Here is a 19,568-nt window from a genome sequence, read left to right as displayed (position 1 = left end):
GCTGTACGCCCGATGGGAGCCGCACATGAAGGACGCCGTCCAGCTCGGCGAGGGCTGGATCCTCGACCACGACGGGACCGGGATCCCCGCCCGCGTCCCCGGCTGTGTCCACACCGACCTCCTGGCCGCGGGCCTGATCCCGGACCCGTTTCTCGGCACGAACGAGCACGAGGTCGAGTGGGTGGGCCGGCGCTCCTGGACATACGCAATTCCGTTGCCCGCGACTCAAAGTGCCCACGAGCGCACGGACTTGGTCTTCGACGGCATCGACACGGCGGCCCGCATCACCCTCGACGGGAAGCCGCTCGCCCGCACCCGCAACATGCACCGCTCGTACCGGTTCGACATCACCGGCCGCTCCGGCGAACTGCGGGTGGAATTCGCCTCCGCCTACGAAGAGGCCGCTGCCGTAAGGGAGTTGACGGGCGAGCGACCCAACGTCTATCCGGCACCGTCCCAGTACATCCGCAAGATGGCCTGCTCCTTCGGGTGGGACTGGGGCCCCACCGTGGTGACGGCGGGCCTGTGGCGCCCGGTCCGCATCGAGCGCTGGTCGACCGCACGCCTCGCGCAGGTGCGGCCGATGGTGACGGTCGACGGATCAACAGGGCGCGTCGAGCTGCGAGTTGAGGTTGCACGCACCGAGCGTGGCGCCGGCCGACCGCTGACGGCGCGGGCCTCCGTGGCGGGCGTGGAGGCACAGGCATCCGTGGAGGGCGACGCGGCCACGCTCGTCCTGGACGTCCCCGACGTAGGCCTCTGGTGGCCGCGCGGTCACGGCGAACAGCCGCTGTACGGCATCGAGTTGACGCTGCTCGACGGCTCGGAGGAGCTGGACATCTGGCAGCGCCGCGTGGGCTTCCGCACCGTCGAGATCGACCGGAGCGCCGACGACCACGGCACCGGGTTCACCTTCGTCGTCAACGGCGTCCGCGTCTTCGTACGGGGCATCAACTGGATCCCCGACGACGTCCTGCCCTCCCGCGTCACCCCCGAGCGCTACCGCACCCGCCTCGCCCAGGCCGCCGAGGCGAACGTCGACCTCGTCCGCATCTGGGGCGGCGGCATCTACGAGGACGACGCCTTCTACGACGCGTGCGACGAGCTGGGCCTCCTGGTCTGGCAGGACTTCCCCTTCGCCTGCTCCGCCTACCCGGAGGAGCAGCCGCTGCGCGGCGAGGTGGAGGCCGAGGCCCGCGAGAACGTGTGCCGTCTGATGCCGCACCCCAGCCTCGTCCTGTGGAACGGCAACAACGAGAACCTGTGGGGCTTTCGCGAGTGGGGCTGGGAGGAGGAGCTCGCCGGGGACTCCTGGGGCGAGGGCTACTACCTCGGCCTGCTGCCGCGCGTGGTCGCCGAGGTGGATCCCACGCGCCCGTACACGGCAGGCAGTCCCTGGTCCGGCTCGTGGGACCACCATCCCAACGACGTCGACCACGGCACGTTCCACTCGTGGGAGGTGTGGAACCGGCTCGACTACACCGAGTACCGCAGCGAAGTCCCGCGCTTCGTCGCCGAGTTCGGCTGGCAGGCGCCGCCCGCCATGGCCACGCTGCGCCGCGCCCTGCCCGGCGAGCGGCTCGCACCCGACTCCCCCGGCATGCTGCACCACCAGAAGGCGGAGGACGGGAACGGCAAACTCCAGCGCGGCCTGGAGCGCCATTTCGCCCCGCCCGAGGGCGACTTCGACCGCTGGCACTACCTCACCCAGGTCGTGCAGGCCCGCGCCGTCGCCACCGGCATCGAGCACTGGCGCGCCAACTGGCCGCGCTGCGCTGGCACTGTCGTCTGGCAGCTCAACGACTGCTGGCCGGTCAGCTCGTGGTCCGCGGTCGACGGCGACGGCCGCCTCAAGCCGCTCCACCACGAGCTGCGCCGGGTGTACGCCGACCGGCTCCTGACCCTGCAGCCGGCCGGTGAGGACACGGAGTTGGTGCTTTCGAACCTGGGCGCGACGCCCTGGGAGACCACCGTCACCCTGCGCCTGATGCGCGCCGACGGGACCACGGCCGGACAGACCCGGCTGCGGGCGACCGCGGGCGCACGTCAGGTGACGCGGATACCGGTGCCGCGCACGGTGCTGCCCGCGGCGGGTTCGGCCAAGGAGTTCCTGGTCGCGGACGCGGACGGCTCGCGCGCGCTGCACTTCCCCGTACGGGACAAGGAGTTCGGCTACCCCGAGCCCCGCTTCACGGTCGTGACGGAGACCGTCGGCGGGGACCCGGATACAGTCGACGTCGTGGTGACCGCCCAGACCCTCGTACGCGACCTGCTGCTCCAGCCCGACCGTGTCGCCCCGCACGCGCGCGCCGACCGGGGCCTGGTCACACTGCTGCCCGGCGAGCGGGCCCGGATCCGCCTCACCGGCGCGCGCGACGCGGGAGCCAACGCGATCCGCGCCGCCCTCTTCTGCGTGGAACCCGCGTGAGCGCCCCCATCCGCAACGTCACCATCAAGGACGTCGCCGCGGCCGCCGGGGTGTCCAAGGGTGCGGTGTCGATCGCGTTCAACCAGAAGCCGGGGCTCTCCGATGCCACCCGCGAGCGGATCTTCGCCGCCGCGCGGGAGCTGGGCTGGGCGCCGAACTCCTCGGCGCGCAGCCTCTCCCGGCGCACCACGGACACGATCGGCCTCGCGCTGTGCCGCCCGGCGCGACTGCTCGGCCTCGAACCGTTCTACATGGAGTTCATCTCCGGCATCGAGAGCGTCCTCGCGGAGCACTCCTGCTCGCTGCTCCTGCGCCTGGTCAGCAGCCTGGAGGAGGAGATCGCGCTCCAGCAGACGTGGTGGCGCGAACGGCAGATCGGCGGCAGCGTCCTCGTCGACTTCCACCAGGACGACCCGCGCGTGGAGCCGCTCACCCGCCTCGGCCTCCCGGCCGTCGCGGTCGGCCACCCGGACCTCACCGGCGGACTGCCCTCCGTGTGGACGGACGACGCCACCGCGATGACGGAGGCCGTGCGCTATCTCGCGGCGCTCGGCCACCGCAGGATCGCCCGCGTCGGCGGCCCGGCCGACCTCGGGCACAGCGCGATCCGCGAGGAGGCGTTCCAGTCGACGCTGAGCGGGCTCGGCCTCGACGCGAGCCTGCACCTCACCACGGGTTTCGCGGACGAGGAGGGGGCCCGCGCCACGCGCTCCCTCCTGCTGCGCCCCGACCGGCCGACCGCGATCGTCTACGACAACGACATCATGGCGGTGGCCGGGCTCGGGGTCGCCGCGGAGATGGGGGTGGCGGTCCCCGACGAGCTCTCGCTGCTCGCCTGGGACGACTCCCAGCTCTGCCGCCTCACCCACCCCACGCTCTCCGCGATGAGCCACGACGTGCACAGCTTCGGGGCCCAGGTGACCCGCGTCCTCTTCGACATCATCGCGGGCAACCCGGCGAAACCGGGGCCGGTGCCGACTCCTTCGCTGACGCCGAGGGGGTCGACGGCGCCGCCGCGAGGGTGACGTCAGGTCCGACGGGCGTACGAGGCGAGCCGTTCGGCGAACTCGCCGACGAGCTCCCGGAGTTCGACGGGCCGCTCGACGACGAACGGCCGGTCGAGCGAGGCGAGCACCGGGGGCAGCCAGTCGAGCCGCTGCGCCCGCAGCTCCACCCGTCGCAGGCGCCCCTCCGTCGGCTGGGTCTCGTCCAGGACGGCGACGCTCGCGGGGAGTCGGGCCCGGATCTGCTCGACGGTGCCGTGGATCCGCAGGGTCACCTCGTACCGGTACGCGGCCGTGGCGAGCCCCGCCAGCACGCGCTGCTCCGGAGCGGGCCCCTCCGGCTCCTCGAACGTGCCGGGCAGCGCCCGCGCGTCCGCAATCCGGTCGAGCCGGAGGGTCCGGTCCTCGTCGAGCCCGGCGTGCTGCCCGGCGACGTACCAGCGGCCCGCGTGGGCGACGATCCCGTACGGATGCAGCGTGCGCTCGCTGCGCCGGCCCTCCCCGTCGACGTACCGCACCGAGACCGGACGGCGGTGGCGCACCGCGTCGGCGAGGGTGAGCAGCACTCCGGCGTCCGGGGCGGGGGCCCGCTCGCCGGGCCCGTCGGTGAAGGAGAGCGCGTCCAGGAGCGTGTCGAGGCGCCGGGCGAGCGGCCTCGGCAGCACCCGCCTGATCTTCGCCGCGGCGGTCTCGCCCGCCGTGTCGCCCGCCGCCGTGAGCCCCGCCCGTCGGCCGGCGATCAGACCGAGCAGCACGGCCAGCGCCTCGTCGTCGCTCAGCATGAGGGGCGGCAGCCGGTGGCCCGGCCCGAGCCGGTACCCGCCGTAGCGGCCGCGCACCGACTCCACGGGAACGTCGAGGTCGACGAGGTGGTCGACGTACCGCCGCACGGTGCGCCCGTCGACGCCCAGCCGGTCGGCGAGTTCGGCGACGGTCCGGGTGCCGCCGGACTGCAGCAGCTCGAGGAGGGTGAGCACGCGGCTGGTCGGTCGGGACATGCTCGCAGGCTAGCGCGCATACCGGACCGATTCTGTCCGCTATTGCTCCTAGCCTGCGAAGCACCCGACCCGCCCAGAGCTCAGGAGGACCTCATGGACTTCGTATCGATCCGCGTCATCACGGCCGACGTCGCACGCCTCGTCGCGTTCTACGAGCGGGCCACGGGAGTGGCGGCGGCCTGGGCGACCGAGGACTTCGCCGAACTCCGTACGCCACACGCCACGCTCGCGATCGCCGGCACCCGCACGGTCCCCCTGTTCGCCCCGGACTCGGCCCGCCCGGCGGCGAACCACAGCGTGATCACGGAGTTCCTCGTCGACGACGTGGACCGCACCTATCGGGAGCTGACCGCCCACGTGACGCACTTCGTCGCCGGCCCCACCACGATGCCCTGGGGCAACCGCTCCCTGCTCCTGCGCGACCCCGACGGAAACCTGGTCAACTTCTTCACACCGGTCACGGCGGAGGCGGTGGCGAAGTTCGGGCGGTGAGCATTTCTCCGTCGTCATCCTGGCCGTCGCTGTGCTGCCGCTTCGCGCGACGTACGGATGTCAAACGCGCCACCGAGGCGAGGCCCAGACGGGGTACAGGCGGATCGGCGGACGTCAAAAGCACAGTGAGGGCGAACTCTCCTGGCTACTAGGCGATATGGCTACGATGCCAGGCGAAATAGGGCTCGCGATGCGGGCCGTAGTCAGCGACCTGCTGCCCCTCGAGCATGCTCACCGCCGCGGCCAGATCACGCGCGTCCTTTGCCTTCGAAGACGCGGCCACAGTGCCCTCCTGGGTGACAAACACAAAACCCTGCTCGAAGAGTTCGTCGCAGCCGAGAAGGCAGGCGGGCATGATGTTGTCCATCAGGCGCCGCTCCGACCAGCTGGCTGCACTGCGCCGCTTGATGTGTGCCGCACGTATGAGACGCACGGGCAATTCCTTGCCACATATGGCGCAGGTCTTCACCCGGGCCGCTCCGATCAGCCTCCGGCGCAGCTTTCCCTGCTCCCGCCGGACCAGGACCTGAGCTATCGCGCTGTCCTCGCCATCGTGGTCCAGCACCCCACCGGCAGGCTCGTCAGGAGTCCGGTCGAGGGAATCGGCAAACTCTGCGACTGGAGCGGCACCCGGCAGAAGGACGGCAGCACCCTGCTTGTTGGCGGACAGTCGAAGCGCCTCCATCGCTTCGGAGCCAAACACGGCGCCCGGAACGTCCTGCTCCTCCTCCAGTACCTCGATGCCGATCCGTTCCGGGTAGACGTCGTCCTGCCATACAGCGTCGACGCTGGTGAAATACGCCCGGATCACCTTGGCCACAACCACACGCCGCAGACTGGCGCCGCTCCAACCTCCCGGCGCCACACGACTGTTGGGCCCGCGGTGCCCCAGGACAAGGAAGTCGCCCTCTTCGAGGGACTGCACTGCCTCCCGGGCACCCGCCTTGTCCAGCGCGCTGGCGCGCCAGCCCCACAGGCCTTGTTCAAGACCGACCTCGAAGTTCACTCGGGACGGCGCGGGCACATAGACGAAAGCGCTCTTGGGCACAGCTTCCCCTTCACTCGGCCTCCCGTAGGGGAGGGTTCAGTGCGAGACGCCGGCAGCGAGTCCGCAGGACTGGAAGCGACGTCTCGAGCCCCTGGTTCCACCAGAAGGAGAGCAATCGTACAGAAAAGCGATTCGAGCGCGATGGGTTTTCCGGATCCCCGGTGCCTGCAAGTCCGACAGCGGGTCTGGTGGCGACGCTCTTCAACTCGCCCTCAGCCGCCCGGTTCAGCGTCGCACCCAAAGACGCCGCTCGGCTCTTTGGAAGGAGAATTGAAGGAACCGGAGCGTGAGCCAGGCAGCCCCGAGCTGGACGGGTCAGTTCCCCTTCGCTGCCGGCTCCAGAATCGCCACGCACTCCACGTGATGCGTCATCGGGAACAGATCGAACGCCCGCAGCGTCCGCACCCGGTACCCGCCCTCCTGGAAATACGCGATGTCGCGCGCCAGGGCGGCCGGGTCGCAGGCGACGTAGGCGATGCGGCGGGCGCCCAGGGTCGTGAGGTGGGTGACCGTCTTCTTGCCGGCGCCCGCGCGCGGCGGGTCCAGGACGATGAGGTCGACCTCGGAGATGCCGGTGCGCGGCAGGACCGACTCGACCTTGCCCTGCTCGATGCGGACCCGGTCGAAGGACTCCAGGTTGTGCCGGGCGTCCTCGACCGCGCGCTTGCCGGACTCGATGCCGAGGACCGCGCCCTTGTCGCCGATCCGGTCGGCGAGCGCGCCCGCGAACAGGCCGACGCCGCAGTACAGGTCGAGCGCCATGTCGCCCTTGCGCGGCAGCAGGCCCTGCATGACGGCGCGCATCAGCGTGTCCGCCGCCTTCGGGTGGACCTGCCAGAAGCCGCCGCTTCCGACCCGGTAGGTGCGGTCGTCGGCGCGCTCGCGCACGAAGGGGCGGCCGTGGACGCGGTGCACGCCGCCGTCCTTCTCCTCGACGCGCATGACGGAGACCGGCTTGTCGAGCTCGACGATCGGCAGGCGGGCGCCGGGCTTCGGCGTGAGGATCACCTGGCGGTCCTGCGAGCCGCTCGCCGCGATCGCCTCGACCGAGTCCATGCCGGACCAGTCGCGCTTCTCGATGCCCAGCTCGGACACGCCAGCGGCGGCGATCATGCAGTGCTCGATCGGCTCGACCTCGTGCGAGCGGTGGCGGCGCAGGCCCGCGTTGCCGTCGGCGTCGATCGCGTACTGGACGCGCGTGCGCCACTGCGGGACCTCGCCCGACGGGAGCTTGTCGCCCTCGGCCGGCATGACCGTGCCGTCCCAGCCGGCCTCCTCGGGCGTGAGGCCCGCGAGCCGCTGCAGCTGCTCGGCGATGACCTCGCCCTTGAGGCGGCGCTGCGCGCCGGGCTTGGCGTGCTGCCAGTCGCAGCCGCCGCAGCGGCCGGGACCGGAGTACGGGCAGGGCGCCTCGACGCGGTCCTTGGCGGCCTCGATGACCTGGACGGCGTCGGCGCGCAGGAAGCGCGCGCCCTCCTCGCCCTCGGTCACCCGCGCCACGACCCGCTCGCCGGGCAGCGTGTGCCGGACGAAGAGGACCTGGCCCTCGGCGGTGCGCGCGATGCAGTGACCGCCGTGCGCGACGGGGCCGACCTCGACCTCGTACTCCTCCCCCACCAGTGACTTCGTCGGTTCTGCCTGCATGGCGGGGCTCCAGTACGTAAGGGGGAAGTTCGTCGGCCGCCGCGACCGCACGTGAAAGCGGCCGGACAACAGCCCACCAGTTTACGTGGCTGTCGCCCGGCCGCTCACCAGGGCACGTTCCCGGCTACTTCGAGCTGGGCTCCTTCGGGCGCTTCTCGACCGGGCCGCGGCGCACGGCACCCGGCGCGTTCCACTCGGACCGCCTGCGGGCCCGCTTCTTCGCGGCCTCGGAGGACTCCAGCTGGTACGGGACCGAGGTCACCATGATGCCGGGCGTGAAGAGCAGGCGGCCCTTCAGGCGCAGCGCGCTCTGGTTGTGCAGCAGGTGCTCGTACCAGTGGCCGACCACGTACTCGGGGATGATCACGCTGACCGCGTCGCGCGGGGACTCGCGGCGCAGGTTCTTGACGTACTCGATGATCGGCCGGGTGATTTCCCGGTACGGGGAATCAATGACCTTGAGCGGTACGTCAATGCCGCGGCTCTCCCACTCCTCCCTCAGGTTCTTCGTCTCGACCGGATCAACATTGACGCTCAGGGCCTCAAGGGTGTCCGTGCGCATCAGCTTCGCGTACGCGAGGGCACGCAGCGTCGGGCGGTGGATCTTCGACACGAGCACGAGGGAGTGCACGCGCGAGGGACGCACGCTGTCGTCCGTCGGCGTCTCCGGAGCGGCGATCTCCTCGGCGACCCGGTCGTAGTGCTTGCGGATCACGGTCATCGTCACGAAGAAGATGCACATGCCGAGCAGCGCGACCCACGCGCCGTGCGTGAACTTCGTGAGGAGGACGACCACGAGGACCAGGCCGGTCAGGAACGCGCCGAACGCGTTGATCGCCCGGGACCGGATCATGTGGCGGCGCTTGGCGTTGTCCCGCTCCTTGGCCAGGTGCCGGTTCCAGTGCCGCACCATGCCGATCTGGCTGAGCGTGAACGAGACGAACACGCCGACGATGTAGAGCTGGATCAGCCGGGTCGAGTCGGCGCCATAGATGACGACGAGCAGCGCGGCGGCGCCGGCGAGCAGGACGATGCCGTTGGAGAACGCGAGGCGGTCGCCGCGGGTGTGCAGCTGGCGCGGCAGATAGCGGTCCTGGGCGAGGATCGAGCCGAGCACGGGGAAGCCGTTGTACGCCGTGTTGGCCGCGAGGAACAGCACGAGGGCCGTGGCGGCGGCGAGCACGATGAACAGGAAGCTGCCGTTGCCGAAGACGGCCTCGGCGACCTGTGTGATCACCGGGTCCTGCACATAGCCGGAGCCGACCGGCACGCCGCTCTTCAGCAGGTCGTGCGCCGGGTGCTCGGCCATCCGGACCTTGGTGACCAGGGCGAGGCCGATGATGCCGACGAGCATGGTGATGGCGAGCGCACCCATCATGGTGAGCGTCGTCGCCGCGTTCTTGGACTTCGGCTTGCGGAAGGCCGGGACACCGTTGGAGACGGCCTCGACGCCGGTGAGCGCGGCGCAGCCGGAGGAGAAGGCGCGCAGCAGCAGGAAGACGAGGGCGAAGCCGGCGAGGCCCTGGTGCTCGGCCTTGATGTGGAAGTCCGCGGTGGGCGCGCGCATGGTGTCGCCGAGCACGAGGGCGCGGAAGCCGCCCCACGCGATCATGATGAAGACGCCCACGACGAACACGTACGTCGGAATCGCGAAGAGCGAGCCGGACTCCTTGACGCCCCGCAGGTTCATCAGGGTCAGCAGCAGGATCACCGCGACGGCGCACAGCACCTTGTGCTGGACCACGAACGGGATCGCCGACCCCAGGTTCTCGATGCCGGAGGTGATGGAGACCGCGACGGTGAGGACGTAGTCCACGAGGAGCGCGCTGGCGACCGTCAGACCGGCCTTGGGCCCGAGGTTGGTGGTGGCGACCTCGTAGTCACCGCCGCCGCTCGGATAGGCGTGCACATTCTGCCGATACGACGCCACCACGGTGAACATCACCACGACGACCGCCAGGGCGATCCACGGGCTGAAGTGGTACGCCGACACGCCCGCCACGGACAGGACCAGCAGGACCTCACCAGGCGCGTAGGCAACGGAGGACAGGGCGTCGGAGGCGAAAACGGGGAGAGCGATGCGCTTCGGCAGGAGCGTTTCTCCCAGCCGGTCGCTGCGCAGTGCGCGCCCGATCAAGATCCGTTTGGGCACGTCGGTCAGTTTGGACACGGAGAGGATCGTAAGCGTTCGAACGGGGGGCCGCCCACCCACCACCCCCATTCAGCTTCGTGCTCTGTGCCACGCCTTCGACGATCTCGCCGCCGACGCGGAGGACGAGTTCCCTTACAGAGCCGATACGGTGGTCCAGAGCGCGAGCCGCACAGCAGCCCGCATGGTGCCCGAGAGCGAGCCGCACGGGCTTGACCGAGCCGCGAGAGAGAGACATGAGCAGGACGTTTACGCAGGTCAAAAGGCCTATGAGGAGTGCGGGGTAGGGCCGTGCATATCGTGATCATGGGCTGTGGCCGAGTAGGGTCCCAACTCGCCCAGACCCTGGAACAACAGGGCCACACGGTCGCCGTGGTCGATCAGGACCCGACGGCGTTCCGTCGCCTGGGTTCGGGTTTCGGCGGCCGTCGCGTCACCGGAGTCGGTTTCGACCAGGACACCCTGCGCGAAGCGGGCATCGAGGAGGCCGGCGCCTTCGCCGCCGTCTCCAGTGGTGACAACTCGAACATCATCGCCGCGCGGGTCGCGCGCGAGATGTTCGGCATCGAGAACGTGGCGGCGCGCATCTACGACCCCCGCCGCGCGGAGGTCTACCAGCGTCTCGGCATCCCGACGGTCGCCACGGTCCGCTGGACCGCCGACCAGATGCTGCGGCGGCTGCTGCCGTCCGGCGCGGAGCCGCTGTGGCGCGATCCCACCGGTGGCGTACAGCTCGCCGAGGTGCACGCGTCGGAGTCCTGGATCGGCCAGAAGATCAGCCGGCTCCAGGAGGAGACGGGCGTGCGCGTCGCGTTCCTGACCCGGCTGGGCGAGGCGATCCTGCCGACGTCGCAGACGGTGCTGCAGGAGGGCGACCTCGTGCACGTGATGATGCGCACGGACGACGTCGAGAAGGTCGAGGCGGCGTTCGCCGAGGGCCCTGAGGAGGGCGGTCACTGATGAGGGTCGCCATTGCCGGAGCCGGGGCGGTCGGCCGCTCGATCGCGGGCGAGCTCCTGGAGAACGGTCACGAGGTGCTCCTCGTGGACAAGGCGCCGACGGCCATCTCGGTCGAACGCGTCCCGCAGGCGGAGTGGCTGCTCGCCGACGCCTGCGAGATCACGTCCCTGGACGAGGCGGCGCTGCAGCGCTGCAACGTGGTCATCGCGGCCACCGGCGACGACAAGGTCAACCTGGTCGTCTCGCTGCTCGCGAAGACCGAGTACGGGGTCCCGCGGGTCGTCGCCCGCGTCAACAACCCGAAGAACGAGTGGCTGTTCAACGAGTCGTGGGGTGTGGACGTCGCCGTCTCCACGCCGCGCCTGATGTCGGCGCTCGTCGAAGAGGCGGTCAGCGTGGGCGATCTCGTCCGCCTGCTCCGCTTCAGCCACGGCGACGCGAACCTGGTGGAGCTGACGCTTCCGGAGGAGTCGGCCCTGGCCGGCACCCGGGTCGGCGACGTCCAGTGGCCGCAGGACACGTCCCTGGTGACGATCATCCGCGGCACGCGCGTGCTGGCCCCCAGCCCGGAGGACTCGCTGGAGGCGGGCGACGAGCTGCTGTTCGTCGCTGCGCAGGCGCGCGAGGAGCAGCTGGAGGACCTGCTGTCGGTGCGGCGCGAGGACGCGTAGGCGCTGCCGCGCAAAGCCGGCAACAAGGAGGCGGCCCCGAGCTCTTCGCTCGGGGCCGCCTCCTTGTGTCGTACTCGGGTTGTACGGGGCTCAGGCCTCGCGCCGGTGGCGTGCGCCGCCCTCGGAGCGGGCCGCGTCCGCCTTCTCGCGGTCGGCCTCCTTCTGGCGGTCGGCCGCCTCCATCTCCGCGAACACGTCGATGGGCGCGGGCGCCTTCGCCAGGAAGACCCACGTGAGCCACACGGCCAGCAGGAACGGCGGGATCTTCAACGCGACGAGCACCCAGCCGAATTGGGTGTTGGCCGAGTCCGTGTCCGCCCAGAAGTACATCGGGAAGAGGATCGCGCACTTGGCCAGGAGGATCAGACCCCAGGCCCAACTCGCCTTGGCGTAGGCCTTCTTGCGCCCCGGGTTGCGGGTGCGCCACGACAGGTTCTCCTTGAACACCGGCCCGAGGATCAGGCCGATGAGGGGCACCCCGCACAAGGTCGTGATGATGTAGGCGAGCGCGAGCCCCAACGTGTAGAGCATGCCGGGCAGGTAGAAGTCCTTGGCGTTGCCCGTCATCATCGCGAAGACCACACCGAAGGCGACGCCGAAGACGCCGCTGAAGGCGTGCTTCACGGTGTCCTTCATGACCAGGCGCACGGCCACCATGACCAGGGACACCGCGATGGCCGCGATGGCCGACATGTGCAGGTCCTTGTTGACCGTGAAGATGCTCACGAAGAGGAGGCCCGGCAGGACGGTCTCCACCATGCCCCGCACGCCGCCGAAGGCCTCGAAGAGCGCGGCCTCGGTCACGGACTTGTCCGTGACGTCCTGGCCGTCCTCGCCTGTGGGTTCGCGGTCGGTCGGCTTGTCGAGGGACGTCACCGGCTACTCCCGTCCGAGCGGTCTGAGTTCGTACTTCGGATTGAACAGCACCCTACGGCCCCGGCTCATCGAGATCCGGCCCGAAGCTATGAGTTTGCGCCCCGGCTCGATCCCGACGATCGAGCGCCTGCCGAGCCACACCACGTCCACGGCGGCCGAGCCGTCGAACAGCTCCGCCTCCAGCGCGGGAACTCCGGCGCGTGGCCGCAGGGTTACCGTGCGCAACGTACCAGTTACGGTGACCATTTGTCGGTCCGTGCAGTCGCCGATGCGCGTGCACCCGGTGGTCTCCGAGTCCTCGCGCAGCTCCTCCGACTCCAGGTCCTCCTGGGAACTGGACAGCCTGTCGAGCATGCGCCGGAACCGGCCCGCCGGCTTCTCGGACGCCCTGTCGGAACGCGGAACAGCACTCATACTGGAAGCGTACCTGGGCCCTGTGACAGGGTCGTACCCGCTGGTGTACCCCGCTTTCGCGCGGCCTCAACACCCGGACTCACCGCTCGAACCGATACCCCATCCCCGGCTCCGTGACGAAGTGCCGCGGGTGCGAGGGGTCGGTCTCCAACTTGCGCCGCAACTGCGCCATGTACACCCGCAGGTAGTTGGTCTCCGTCCCGTACGAGGGCCCCCACACCTCCTGGAGCAGCTGCTTCTGGCTCACCAGGCGGCCCGTATTGCGCACCAGGACCTCCAGGAGATGCCATTCCGTCGGGGTCAGCCGTACGTCGTGGCCGCCCCGGTTGACCTTCTTCGCGGCCATGTCGACCGTGAAGTCCGAGGTCTCGACGATGGACTCGTCCTCGGTGCCGCCCGTGGGCTCGGCCCGCCGCACGGCCGCCCGCAGCCGGGCGAGGAGCTCGTCCATGCCGAAGGGCTTGGTGACGTAGTCGTCGGCGCCCGCGTCGAGCGCCTCGACCTTCTCGTCGGACGAATGCCGCGCGGACAGCACGAGGATCGGCACGCGGGTCCAGCCGCGCAGTCCCTTGATCACCTCGACGCCGTCCATGTCGGGCAGGCCCAGGTCGAGGACGATCACATCGGGGTGGCGGGCCGCGGCGAGCTGCAGCGCCTGCGCCCCGTCCGTCGCGGCGTCCACCTCGTACTTGCGCGCCTTCAGGTTGATGACGAGGGCGCGCACGATCTGCGGCTCGTCGTCGACCACGAGCACCCGGGTCATGCGTTCCTGCCTCTCTGGGTTCCTGCTGCGGTGGGTTCGGCCTCCGGGGCCGCGTCGGGGGTGGTGCGGGCCGCGGCCCGCAGGGTCAGGACCATCGTGAGCCCGCCTCCTGGGGTGTCCTCCGCACCGAGCGTGCCTCCCATCGCCTCCGTGAAGCCGCGCGCCACGGCGAGGCCGAGGCCCACACCGGCGCCGCGCGGAGCGTCACCGTAGCGCTGGAAGGGCGCGAAAATCCGGTCCTTGGCCTCGTCCGGGACGCCGGGCCCGCGGTCCACTACGCGCAGCTCGACGCGGTCGCCGAGGGTGCTCGCGGAGACGAGGACGGGCTGGTCGGGCGGGCTGTACTTGACCGCGTTCTCGACGACGTTGGCGACGGCCCGCTCCAGGAGCCCCTTGTCGACGCTGACCATGGGCAGCGTCTCGGGTACGTCCAGGTGGACGTGGAGGTCCGGGTCGGGCACGCCGACGAGCGCCATCGGCACGACCTCGTCGAGGTCGATCTCGCGGATGAGCGGGGTGACGGTGCCGGTCTGCAGGCGCGACATGTCGAGCAGGTTCCCGACGAGGTGGTCGAGCCGGTCGGCGCCCTCCTCGATCCCGGCGAGCAGCTCCGCCTGGTCCTCGGGCGACCAGTCGACGTCCTCGGAGCGCAGGGACGACACCGATGCCTTGATGCCCGCGAGGGGCGTGCGCAGGTCGTGCGAGACCGCCGCCAGCAGGGCCGTACGGATGCGGTTGCCCTCGGCGAGCGTGCGCGCCTGGTCGGCCTCGGACTGGAGGCGCTGGCGGTCCAGCACGACGGCGGCCTGCGCGGCGAAGGCGGCGAGCACGCGCCGGTCCTCGGCGGGCAGCACCCGCCCGGTCAGGGCGAGCGCCATGTGGTCGCCGACCGGCATGTCGACGTCGGCGTCCTCGGGGCGGCCGAGGGACTGCGGCCCCACGCTCGCCGCGCAGGTCCACGGCGCGGTGTCGCCCTCCCGCTCCAGGAGCGCCACGGACTCCATCGCGAACGTCTCCCGTACGCGTTCGAGCAGCGCCTCCAGGCTGGTGTCGCCGCGCAGCACGCTGCCCGCCAGGAAGGAGAGGATCTCGGACTCGGCGCGCAGCCGGGCCGCCTGGTGGGTGCGCCGGGCCGCGATGTCGACGACCGAGGCCACGGACACCGCGACGCCCACGAAGATCACGATGGCGACGATGTTGCGGGGGTCGGCGACGGTCCACAGGTGCAGCGGCGGCGTGAAGAAGTAGTTGAGCAGCAGCGAGCCGAAGGCCGCAGAGGCGAGCGCCGGGAGCAGCCCGCCGACCAGGGCGGCAGCGACCGTCAGCGACAGGAACAGCAGCATGTCGTTGGCGAGGCCGAGGTCGCTGTGGGTGTGCGTGAGGACCAGCGAGAGCAGCGCGGGGCCGCCGACGCCGGTGAGCCAGCCCCACACGATCCGGGACCGGCCGAGCCGGGCGCCGCGGGCGACGGGCAGGCCGCGCCCCTTGGCGACCTCGTCGTGCGTGACGATGTGCACGTCGAGGTCGGGCCCGGACTCGCGGGCGACGGTCGCGCCGACGCCGGGGCCGAACATGTACTGCCAGGTCTTGCGGCGCGAGGAGCCGAGGACGATCTGGGTGGCGTTGACGCCGCGGGCGAACTCCAGGAGGGCGGCGGGGATGTCGTCGCCGATGACGTGGTGGAACGTGCCGCCCAGGTCCTCGACCAGGGTGCGCTGGACCGCCAGCTCCTTGGGCGACGCGGCGGTCAGGCCGTCGCTGCGGGCGATGTACACGGCGAGCACTTCGCCGCCGGCGCCCTTCTCGGCGAGCCGCGCCGCGCGCCTGATCAACGTACGGCCCTCGGGTCCGCCGGTCAGGCCGACGACGATGCGCTCGCGGGCCTGCCACGTGGAGCGGATGTTGTGCTCGCCCCGGTACTCCTGGAGGTACTCGTCGGCCCGGTCGGCGACCCACAGGAGCGCCAACTCCCGCAGAGCGGTGAGGTTCCCGGGGCGGAAGTAGTTGGAGAGCGCCGCGTCGACCTTGTCGGGCTTGTAGATGTTGCCGTGGGCCATGCGGCGGCGCAGCGCCTGGGGCGACATGTCGACGAGCTCGATCTGGTCGGCACGGCGGACGACCTCGTCGGGGACCGTCTCCCGTTGACGTACACCAGTGATCGAATCAACCACATCGCCGAGTGACTCAAGATGCTGGATGTTGACGGTCGATATGACGTCGATGCCCGCACCGAGCAGTTCTTCGACGTCCTGCCAGCGCTTGGCGTTGCGCGAGCCCGGCACGTTCGTGTGGGCCAGCTCGTCGACGAGGGCGACGGCGGGGGCGCGCCGCAATACGGCGTCCACGTCCATTTCGTGGAAGACGGTCCCCCGGTACGCCAGCTCCTTGCGGGGTATCTGCTCCAGGCCGTGCAGCATCACCTCGGTGCGCGGCCGGTCGTGGTGCTCGACGAACGCGACGACGCAGTCGGTGCCCCGCTCCACCCGGCGGTGCGCCTCCGACAGCATCGCGTACGTCTTGCCGACGCCCGGCGCCGAGCCGAGGTAGATACGTAGTTTGCCGCGCGTCCCGCGTCCCATGAACCTGAGCCTAAGGCCAGTGAACTGTGCAAATGGCCCGGAGAGCGGCCGTGCGGGCGGCTTTGACGCAACCCTGATGCGACGCGCGGGCCCCCTGACGCGCGAAACCGGGGCCGCGCACCCTCACGGATGCGCGGCCCCGGTCACGTACTGCGAAGAAGCGCCTCAGCGGACCTCGGTGATCTCCGGGCCGCGGGCCAGCTGGCCCATGCCGCCGGAGAAGCGGGAGGCCTCCTGGCCATCGGCCTGGGCGCTCTCGGCGACCATCTGCGCGTCGTCGGGCAGCTTCAGGACGATCGGGTCGCGCGGGGCCATCGGGCCCTCGCCGCGCACCACGACGGTGTCGCGGAAGATCTGCTCCAGGAGCCCCGCTGCCTGCGGCTGCACGGCGCCCTGGCCCGAGATCACGCCGCGCAGGAACCAGCGCGGGCCGTCCACGCCGATGAACCGCACGACCTGGAAGCCGCCCGTGCCGTCCGGCAGCTGCACCGGCACCTGGGCCCGCAGCTCCCAGCCGAGCGGGCCCTCGACCTCGTCGATCACACCACCCTGCTGGGTGATGCCCGAGGCGATCTCCTCACGGACCTCGCCCCAGATGCCCTCCTTCTTGGGGGCGGCGAAGGCCTGCAGCTGGATCGCGCTGTCCTGGAGGACGACGGTCGCCGCGACGATCGCGTCGCCCGCGACCTCCACGCGCAGCTCCATGCCCTCCACGCCGGGGACGAAGACCCCGCCCAGGTCCACCCGGCCCTCGCCGGGCTCGCGAACCTCGGAGGCGTCCCAGGGACCGTCGGGACGGGGCTCGGGCTCGAGCCGGACGCGCTCCTCCTCGCCCGTGTCGACGCTGTCGACGACCTGCTCGGCCTCGCCGGCCGCATCCTCGGCGGCGCCGTCCTTGTTACGACGTCCGAACACGTCACTGTCCTTCCCGGTCGGATACGACCGAAGCGTATCGATTCCCACCCTTTTGACCGTCCGCGCCGTCGCCGGCAACGGTCGGGCCACCTACGGCAGCGTGCCCGCCGGTGGACCCGAAGCCCCCTTCGGCCCGCACCGAATCGGGAAGCTCCGCGACCTCCTGGAAGCGGACCCTCTCGACCTGCTGGACCACCAGTTGGGCAATCCGGTCGAAGCGCTCGAACCGCACGCTCTCGCGCGGATCGAGATTCACCACGATCACCTTGATCTCCCCACGGTACCCGGCATCCACCGTCCCGGGGGCATTCACCAGAGCCACGCCACAGCGTGCTGCGAGGCCGGATCTGGGGTGCACGAAGGCCGCGTACCCCTGCGGCAGGGCGACAGACACGCCGGTGGGCAGAACGACCCGCTCACCGGGCGCGAGTTCGCACGCCTCGGTGGTCCGCAGATCGGCTCCCGCGTCACCGGGATGCGCGTACGAAGGCAGCGGCACGTCGGGGTCGACGCGCCGCACCAGCACGCCGAGTTCGTTGCCGGGGCCGCTGGGGGCAGTGCTCACGGATTCACCTCGAAGGCGCGGGCGCGCCTGACCTGGTCGGGGTCGCTCATGGCCGCCTCGATCTCTTCCGGGCGGCCGTTCTCGATGAAGTGGTCGACCTTGACCTCGATGAAGAGGGCGTCGGCGCGCACCGCGACGGGCCCGTCGGGGCCGCCGATCCGGCCGGTCGCGGTCGAGTAGATCTTGCGTCCTGCGACGGCCGTCACCTCGGCGGACAGATACAGCACCGTGTCCACGGGAACGGGGCGCACGAAGTCGGTCTCCAGGCGGCCGGTCACGGCGATGGCCTGGAGCAGCCAGTTCAGGGAGCCGAGCGTCTCGTCGAGCGCGGTCGCGAGGATCCCGCCGTGCGCGAGACCCGGCGCGCCCTGATGCGCGGGGCGCACGGTGAACTCGGCGGTGACGGTGACGCCTTCACCGGCCCGCGCCTCCAGGTGCAGCCCGTGCGGCTGCTCGCCGCCGCAGCCGAAACAGTGTCCGTAGTGCGCGCCGAGGAGCTCACCGGCGGCGGGCGCGTCGGGGTGCCGCACCGGGGCTATGGCGTCGGCAGGGGGCGTCAGAGCTGCAGAAGTACCACTCACAGCCGCAGACCTTACCCGCGCGTCCTATCAGTGCACGCATCGTGCCAAGCTTGACCCCATGGAGCTCTCGACGACGCCTTACGACGAACGACTCACCGCGCCGCGTTCGTGGTGGTTGATCACGTTCATGGTGGGGGTCGTGGGGGCCGTCATCCTGCTGCCCTTCGGCACGTTGCCGCTGCTCGGCGGCTTCGTCGGCGGACTGCTCGTCGCGGCTGTGATCACCAGCGCGTACGGCTCCGCGCGGGTCCGCGTCGTGGCCGACTCGCTGGTCGCGGGCGACGCGAAGATCCCGCTGTCGGCGCTCGGCGAGGTGCACGTCCTGGACGCGGAGGAGGCCCGCGCGTGGCGCACCTACAAGGCCGACCCGCGCGCCTTCATGCTGCTGCGCAGCTACGTCCCGACCGCGGTGCGGGCCGAGATCACCGACCCGTCGGACCCCACGCCGTACGTCTACCTGTCGACGCGCGAGCCTGAAGCCTTGGCAAAGGCTCTGGGCCGCGCCTGAGGGCCACGGCCGCAGGCGGACGGGTCAGGCCCCGATCTCCAGGGCGTCCGGCGGCTCCTCCAAGGACGGCAGCTCGCTCAGCGCCTCCCAGGGCACCTGGTGCCGCCGCAGGTCCTGACGCACCCGGTCGGCGAGCTTCTTGGTGTCGCGCCGGTTCATGAACGCGCCCACGGCCGCACCGACCATGAACGGCGTCAGGCTCGGCAGGTTCCGCACCATGCGCTTCATGATCTGCTGGCGCAGCTCGCGCTTCATCTGCCCGCCGAGCGCCGCGTTGATCGTCGTCGGCTTCGCCACGTCGATGCCGCGTTCCTCGGTCCACGAGGTCAGGTAGGCGGTGCTGCGGTCCTTCAGATTCCCCGGCGGGCGCAGCCCGTAGACCTCGTGCAGCTCGGCGATGAGCTTCAGCTCGATCGCGGCCACACCGGTGATCTCCGTGGCCAGCTCGTACGGCATCGCGGGCGGGACGGGCAGCATCGCGGCGGCGCCGATTCCCGCGCCCACGGTGGACGTCGCGGCGGCCGCGCCCGTGACCAACTTGTCCGCGAGGCGCTCCGGTTCGAGACCGGGGAACTGCTTGCGGAGGGTCGCCAGGTCCCGCACGGGAACCCGCGGCGCGTTCTCAATGATCCGGTCGGCGAGAAAGCCGATGGAGGCCTTGGCGGCAGCGCCGCCCTTGGCCAGCCCCGTTCTGGCTGTTCTGGCGCTTCTCGCGACGGCGCCACCTCTGCGCGCACCGTCACCGTCGGCCGCCGGGGCCACCGGCAGGTCGCCCGTCGTCTCAGGGGCGTCCGCCGATTCGAGCGAGGCGTCTTCTCCGGGGGCACCGGGCTCTGCACCGGGTGCTCCTGGGAAAGAGCCTCGCTCGTCGTCACGCACGGCCTCTGACGGGCCTTGAACCGCTCCGCGGTCCTTCTTGTCGCGGAAGCGGCGCTTCCAGGGCGGGGTCGAGCTGGTCATGCCCGACCCGCCC

The 19,568-nt window shown here is 70.9% G+C and carries 18 protein-coding genes; 6 read left to right on the top strand and 12 right to left on the bottom strand.

Annotated elements, in window-relative coordinates; all coding sequences use genetic code 11:
* The first annotated feature begins 25 nt into the window (after positions 1-25).
* Both ACZ7L4_RS07505 and ACZ7L4_RS07500 read left to right on the top strand, forming a co-directional pair.
* Positions 26-2,428 (top strand): glycoside hydrolase family 2 protein, encoded by a 2,403-nt coding sequence (locus tag ACZ7L4_RS07505; RefSeq protein WP_472100584.1) that lies wholly within the window; start codon positions 26-28, stop codon positions 2,426-2,428.
* On the top strand, positions 2,425-3,453 hold the full coding sequence (locus ACZ7L4_RS07500; protein WP_472100583.1) for a LacI family DNA-binding transcriptional regulator: 1,029 nt from the start codon (positions 2,425-2,427) through the stop codon (positions 3,451-3,453). Before ACZ7L4_RS07505 ends, ACZ7L4_RS07500 begins: the two co-directional genes overlap by 4 nt.
* A gap of 2 nt (positions 3,454-3,455) precedes the next feature.
* On the opposite strand, the gene ACZ7L4_RS07495 is transcribed toward ACZ7L4_RS07500, so the two are convergent.
* Complete coding sequence (locus ACZ7L4_RS07495) at positions 3,456-4,430, bottom strand: helix-turn-helix transcriptional regulator (RefSeq protein WP_472100582.1); 975 nt, start codon at positions 4,428-4,430, stop codon at positions 3,456-3,458.
* 93 nt (positions 4,431-4,523) lie between these two features.
* Between ACZ7L4_RS07495 and ACZ7L4_RS07490 the strand changes: the two genes are divergently transcribed.
* Complete coding sequence (locus ACZ7L4_RS07490) at positions 4,524-4,922, top strand: VOC family protein (protein ID WP_472100580.1); 399 nt, start codon at positions 4,524-4,526, stop codon at positions 4,920-4,922.
* A 148-nt stretch (positions 4,923-5,070) separates the two neighbouring features.
* Here the strand turns inward: ACZ7L4_RS07490 and ACZ7L4_RS07485 are convergent, their stop codons facing one another.
* The 3 genes from ACZ7L4_RS07485 to ACZ7L4_RS07475 all read right to left on the bottom strand — a co-directional run bounded on the left by ACZ7L4_RS07485 (position 5,071) and on the right by ACZ7L4_RS07475 (position 9,784).
* Complete coding sequence (locus tag ACZ7L4_RS07485; RefSeq protein WP_472100579.1) at positions 5,071-5,970, bottom strand: hypothetical protein; 900 nt, start codon at positions 5,968-5,970, stop codon at positions 5,071-5,073.
* A 315-nt stretch (positions 5,971-6,285) separates the two neighbouring features.
* Positions 6,286-7,614, bottom strand: coding sequence for a class I SAM-dependent RNA methyltransferase (locus ACZ7L4_RS07480; protein ID WP_472100578.1), 1,329 nt, complete (start codon positions 7,612-7,614; stop codon positions 6,286-6,288).
* A 124-nt stretch (positions 7,615-7,738) separates the two neighbouring features.
* Complete coding sequence (locus tag ACZ7L4_RS07475; RefSeq protein ID WP_472100576.1) at positions 7,739-9,784, bottom strand: APC family permease; 2,046 nt, start codon at positions 9,782-9,784, stop codon at positions 7,739-7,741.
* A gap of 270 nt (positions 9,785-10,054) precedes the next feature.
* On the opposite strand from ACZ7L4_RS07475, the gene ACZ7L4_RS07470 reads away from it, so the two are divergent.
* On the top strand, positions 10,055-10,723 hold the full coding sequence (locus ACZ7L4_RS07470; protein ID WP_306318136.1) for a potassium channel family protein: 669 nt from the start codon (positions 10,055-10,057) through the stop codon (positions 10,721-10,723).
* Positions 10,723-11,394: a potassium channel family protein gene (locus ACZ7L4_RS07465; RefSeq protein WP_306318135.1), complete on the top strand. Its 672-nt coding sequence runs from the start codon at positions 10,723-10,725 to the stop codon at positions 11,392-11,394. The genes ACZ7L4_RS07470 and ACZ7L4_RS07465 overlap by 1 nt, the downstream gene beginning before the upstream one ends.
* A 90-nt stretch (positions 11,395-11,484) precedes the next feature.
* Here the strand turns inward: ACZ7L4_RS07465 and ACZ7L4_RS07460 are convergent, their stop codons facing one another.
* The 7 genes from ACZ7L4_RS07460 to ACZ7L4_RS07430 all read right to left on the bottom strand — a co-directional run bounded on the left by ACZ7L4_RS07460 (position 11,485) and on the right by ACZ7L4_RS07430 (position 18,087).
* A complete protein-coding gene (locus ACZ7L4_RS07460; protein WP_472100574.1) occupies positions 11,485-12,270 on the bottom strand; it encodes a DUF3159 domain-containing protein in 786 nt (261 codons plus the stop codon).
* 3 nt (positions 12,271-12,273) lie between these two features.
* Positions 12,274-12,684: an OB-fold nucleic acid binding domain-containing protein gene (locus ACZ7L4_RS07455; protein WP_385765766.1), complete on the bottom strand. Its 411-nt coding sequence runs from the start codon at positions 12,682-12,684 to the stop codon at positions 12,274-12,276.
* Between the two features lie 79 nt (positions 12,685-12,763).
* Positions 12,764-13,447, bottom strand: coding sequence for a response regulator (locus ACZ7L4_RS07450; RefSeq protein ID WP_472100572.1), 684 nt, complete (start codon positions 13,445-13,447; stop codon positions 12,764-12,766).
* Positions 13,444-16,026 (bottom strand): DUF4118 domain-containing protein, encoded by a 2,583-nt coding sequence (locus tag ACZ7L4_RS07445; protein ID WP_472100571.1) that lies wholly within the window; start codon positions 16,024-16,026, stop codon positions 13,444-13,446. The genes ACZ7L4_RS07450 and ACZ7L4_RS07445 overlap by 4 nt, the downstream gene beginning before the upstream one ends.
* A 165-nt stretch (positions 16,027-16,191) precedes the next feature.
* Positions 16,192-16,941: a DUF3710 domain-containing protein gene (locus ACZ7L4_RS07440; protein ID WP_472100569.1), complete on the bottom strand. Its 750-nt coding sequence runs from the start codon at positions 16,939-16,941 to the stop codon at positions 16,192-16,194.
* 1 nt (position 16,942) lies between these two features.
* The gene (gene dut, locus ACZ7L4_RS07435; RefSeq protein ID WP_472101942.1) at positions 16,943-17,467 is read right to left on the bottom strand and encodes a dUTP diphosphatase; all 525 of its coding nucleotides are present in this window, start codon (positions 17,465-17,467) and stop codon (positions 16,943-16,945) included.
* Between the two features lie 35 nt (positions 17,468-17,502).
* Positions 17,503-18,087 carry a PaaI family thioesterase gene (locus ACZ7L4_RS07430; protein ID WP_450810762.1) on the bottom strand — a complete coding sequence of 195 codons (585 nt, stop codon included), beginning with the start codon at positions 18,085-18,087 and terminating at the stop codon, positions 17,503-17,505.
* Positions 18,088-18,145: 58 nt separating this feature from the next.
* Between ACZ7L4_RS07430 and ACZ7L4_RS07425 the strand changes: the two genes are divergently transcribed.
* On the top strand, positions 18,146-18,595 hold the full coding sequence (locus tag ACZ7L4_RS07425) for a DUF3093 domain-containing protein (RefSeq protein ID WP_472100567.1): 450 nt from the start codon (positions 18,146-18,148) through the stop codon (positions 18,593-18,595).
* 24 nt (positions 18,596-18,619) lie between these two features.
* Here the strand turns inward: ACZ7L4_RS07425 and ACZ7L4_RS07420 are convergent, their stop codons facing one another.
* Positions 18,620-19,555 carry a hypothetical protein gene (locus ACZ7L4_RS07420; protein ID WP_472100565.1) on the bottom strand — a complete coding sequence of 312 codons (936 nt, stop codon included), beginning with the start codon at positions 19,553-19,555 and terminating at the stop codon, positions 18,620-18,622.
* Between the last annotated feature and the right edge of the window lie 13 nt (positions 19,556-19,568).

Source organism: Streptomyces sp. NPDC107575, assembly GCF_055657265.1.
The sequence above is the reverse complement of the archived record's forward strand: the minus strand, read 5'-3'. Positions and strand labels throughout refer to the sequence as shown.

Bases quoted from the DNA above. Each gene is read 5' to 3' on its own strand.
- ACZ7L4_RS07505 (WP_472100584.1), top strand. From the start codon at position 26: ATGAAGGACGCCGTCCAGCTCGGCGAGGGCTGGATCCTCGACCACGAC.
- ACZ7L4_RS07495 (WP_472100582.1), bottom strand. From the start codon at position 4,430: ATGTCCCGACCGACCAGCCGCGTGCTCACCCTCCTCGAGCTGCTGCAG.
- ACZ7L4_RS07490 (WP_472100580.1), top strand. From the start codon at position 4,524: ATGGACTTCGTATCGATCCGCGTCATCACGGCCGACGTCGCACGCCTC.
- ACZ7L4_RS07480 (WP_472100578.1), bottom strand. From the start codon at position 7,614: ATGCAGGCAGAACCGACGAAGTCACTGGTGGGGGAGGAGTACGAGGTC.
- ACZ7L4_RS07465 (WP_306318135.1), top strand. From the start codon at position 10,723: ATGAGGGTCGCCATTGCCGGAGCCGGGGCGGTCGGCCGCTCGATCGCG.
- ACZ7L4_RS07455 (WP_385765766.1), bottom strand. From the start codon at position 12,684: ATGAGTGCTGTTCCGCGTTCCGACAGGGCGTCCGAGAAGCCGGCGGGC.
- ACZ7L4_RS07450 (WP_472100572.1), bottom strand. From the start codon at position 13,447: ATGACCCGGGTGCTCGTGGTCGACGACGAGCCGCAGATCGTGCGCGCC.
- ACZ7L4_RS07445 (WP_472100571.1), bottom strand. From the start codon at position 16,026: ATGGGACGCGGGACGCGCGGCAAACTACGTATCTACCTCGGCTCGGCG.
- ACZ7L4_RS07425 (WP_472100567.1), top strand. From the start codon at position 18,146: ATGGAGCTCTCGACGACGCCTTACGACGAACGACTCACCGCGCCGCGT.
- ACZ7L4_RS07420 (WP_472100565.1), bottom strand. From the start codon at position 19,555: ATGACCAGCTCGACCCCGCCCTGGAAGCGCCGCTTCCGCGACAAGAAG.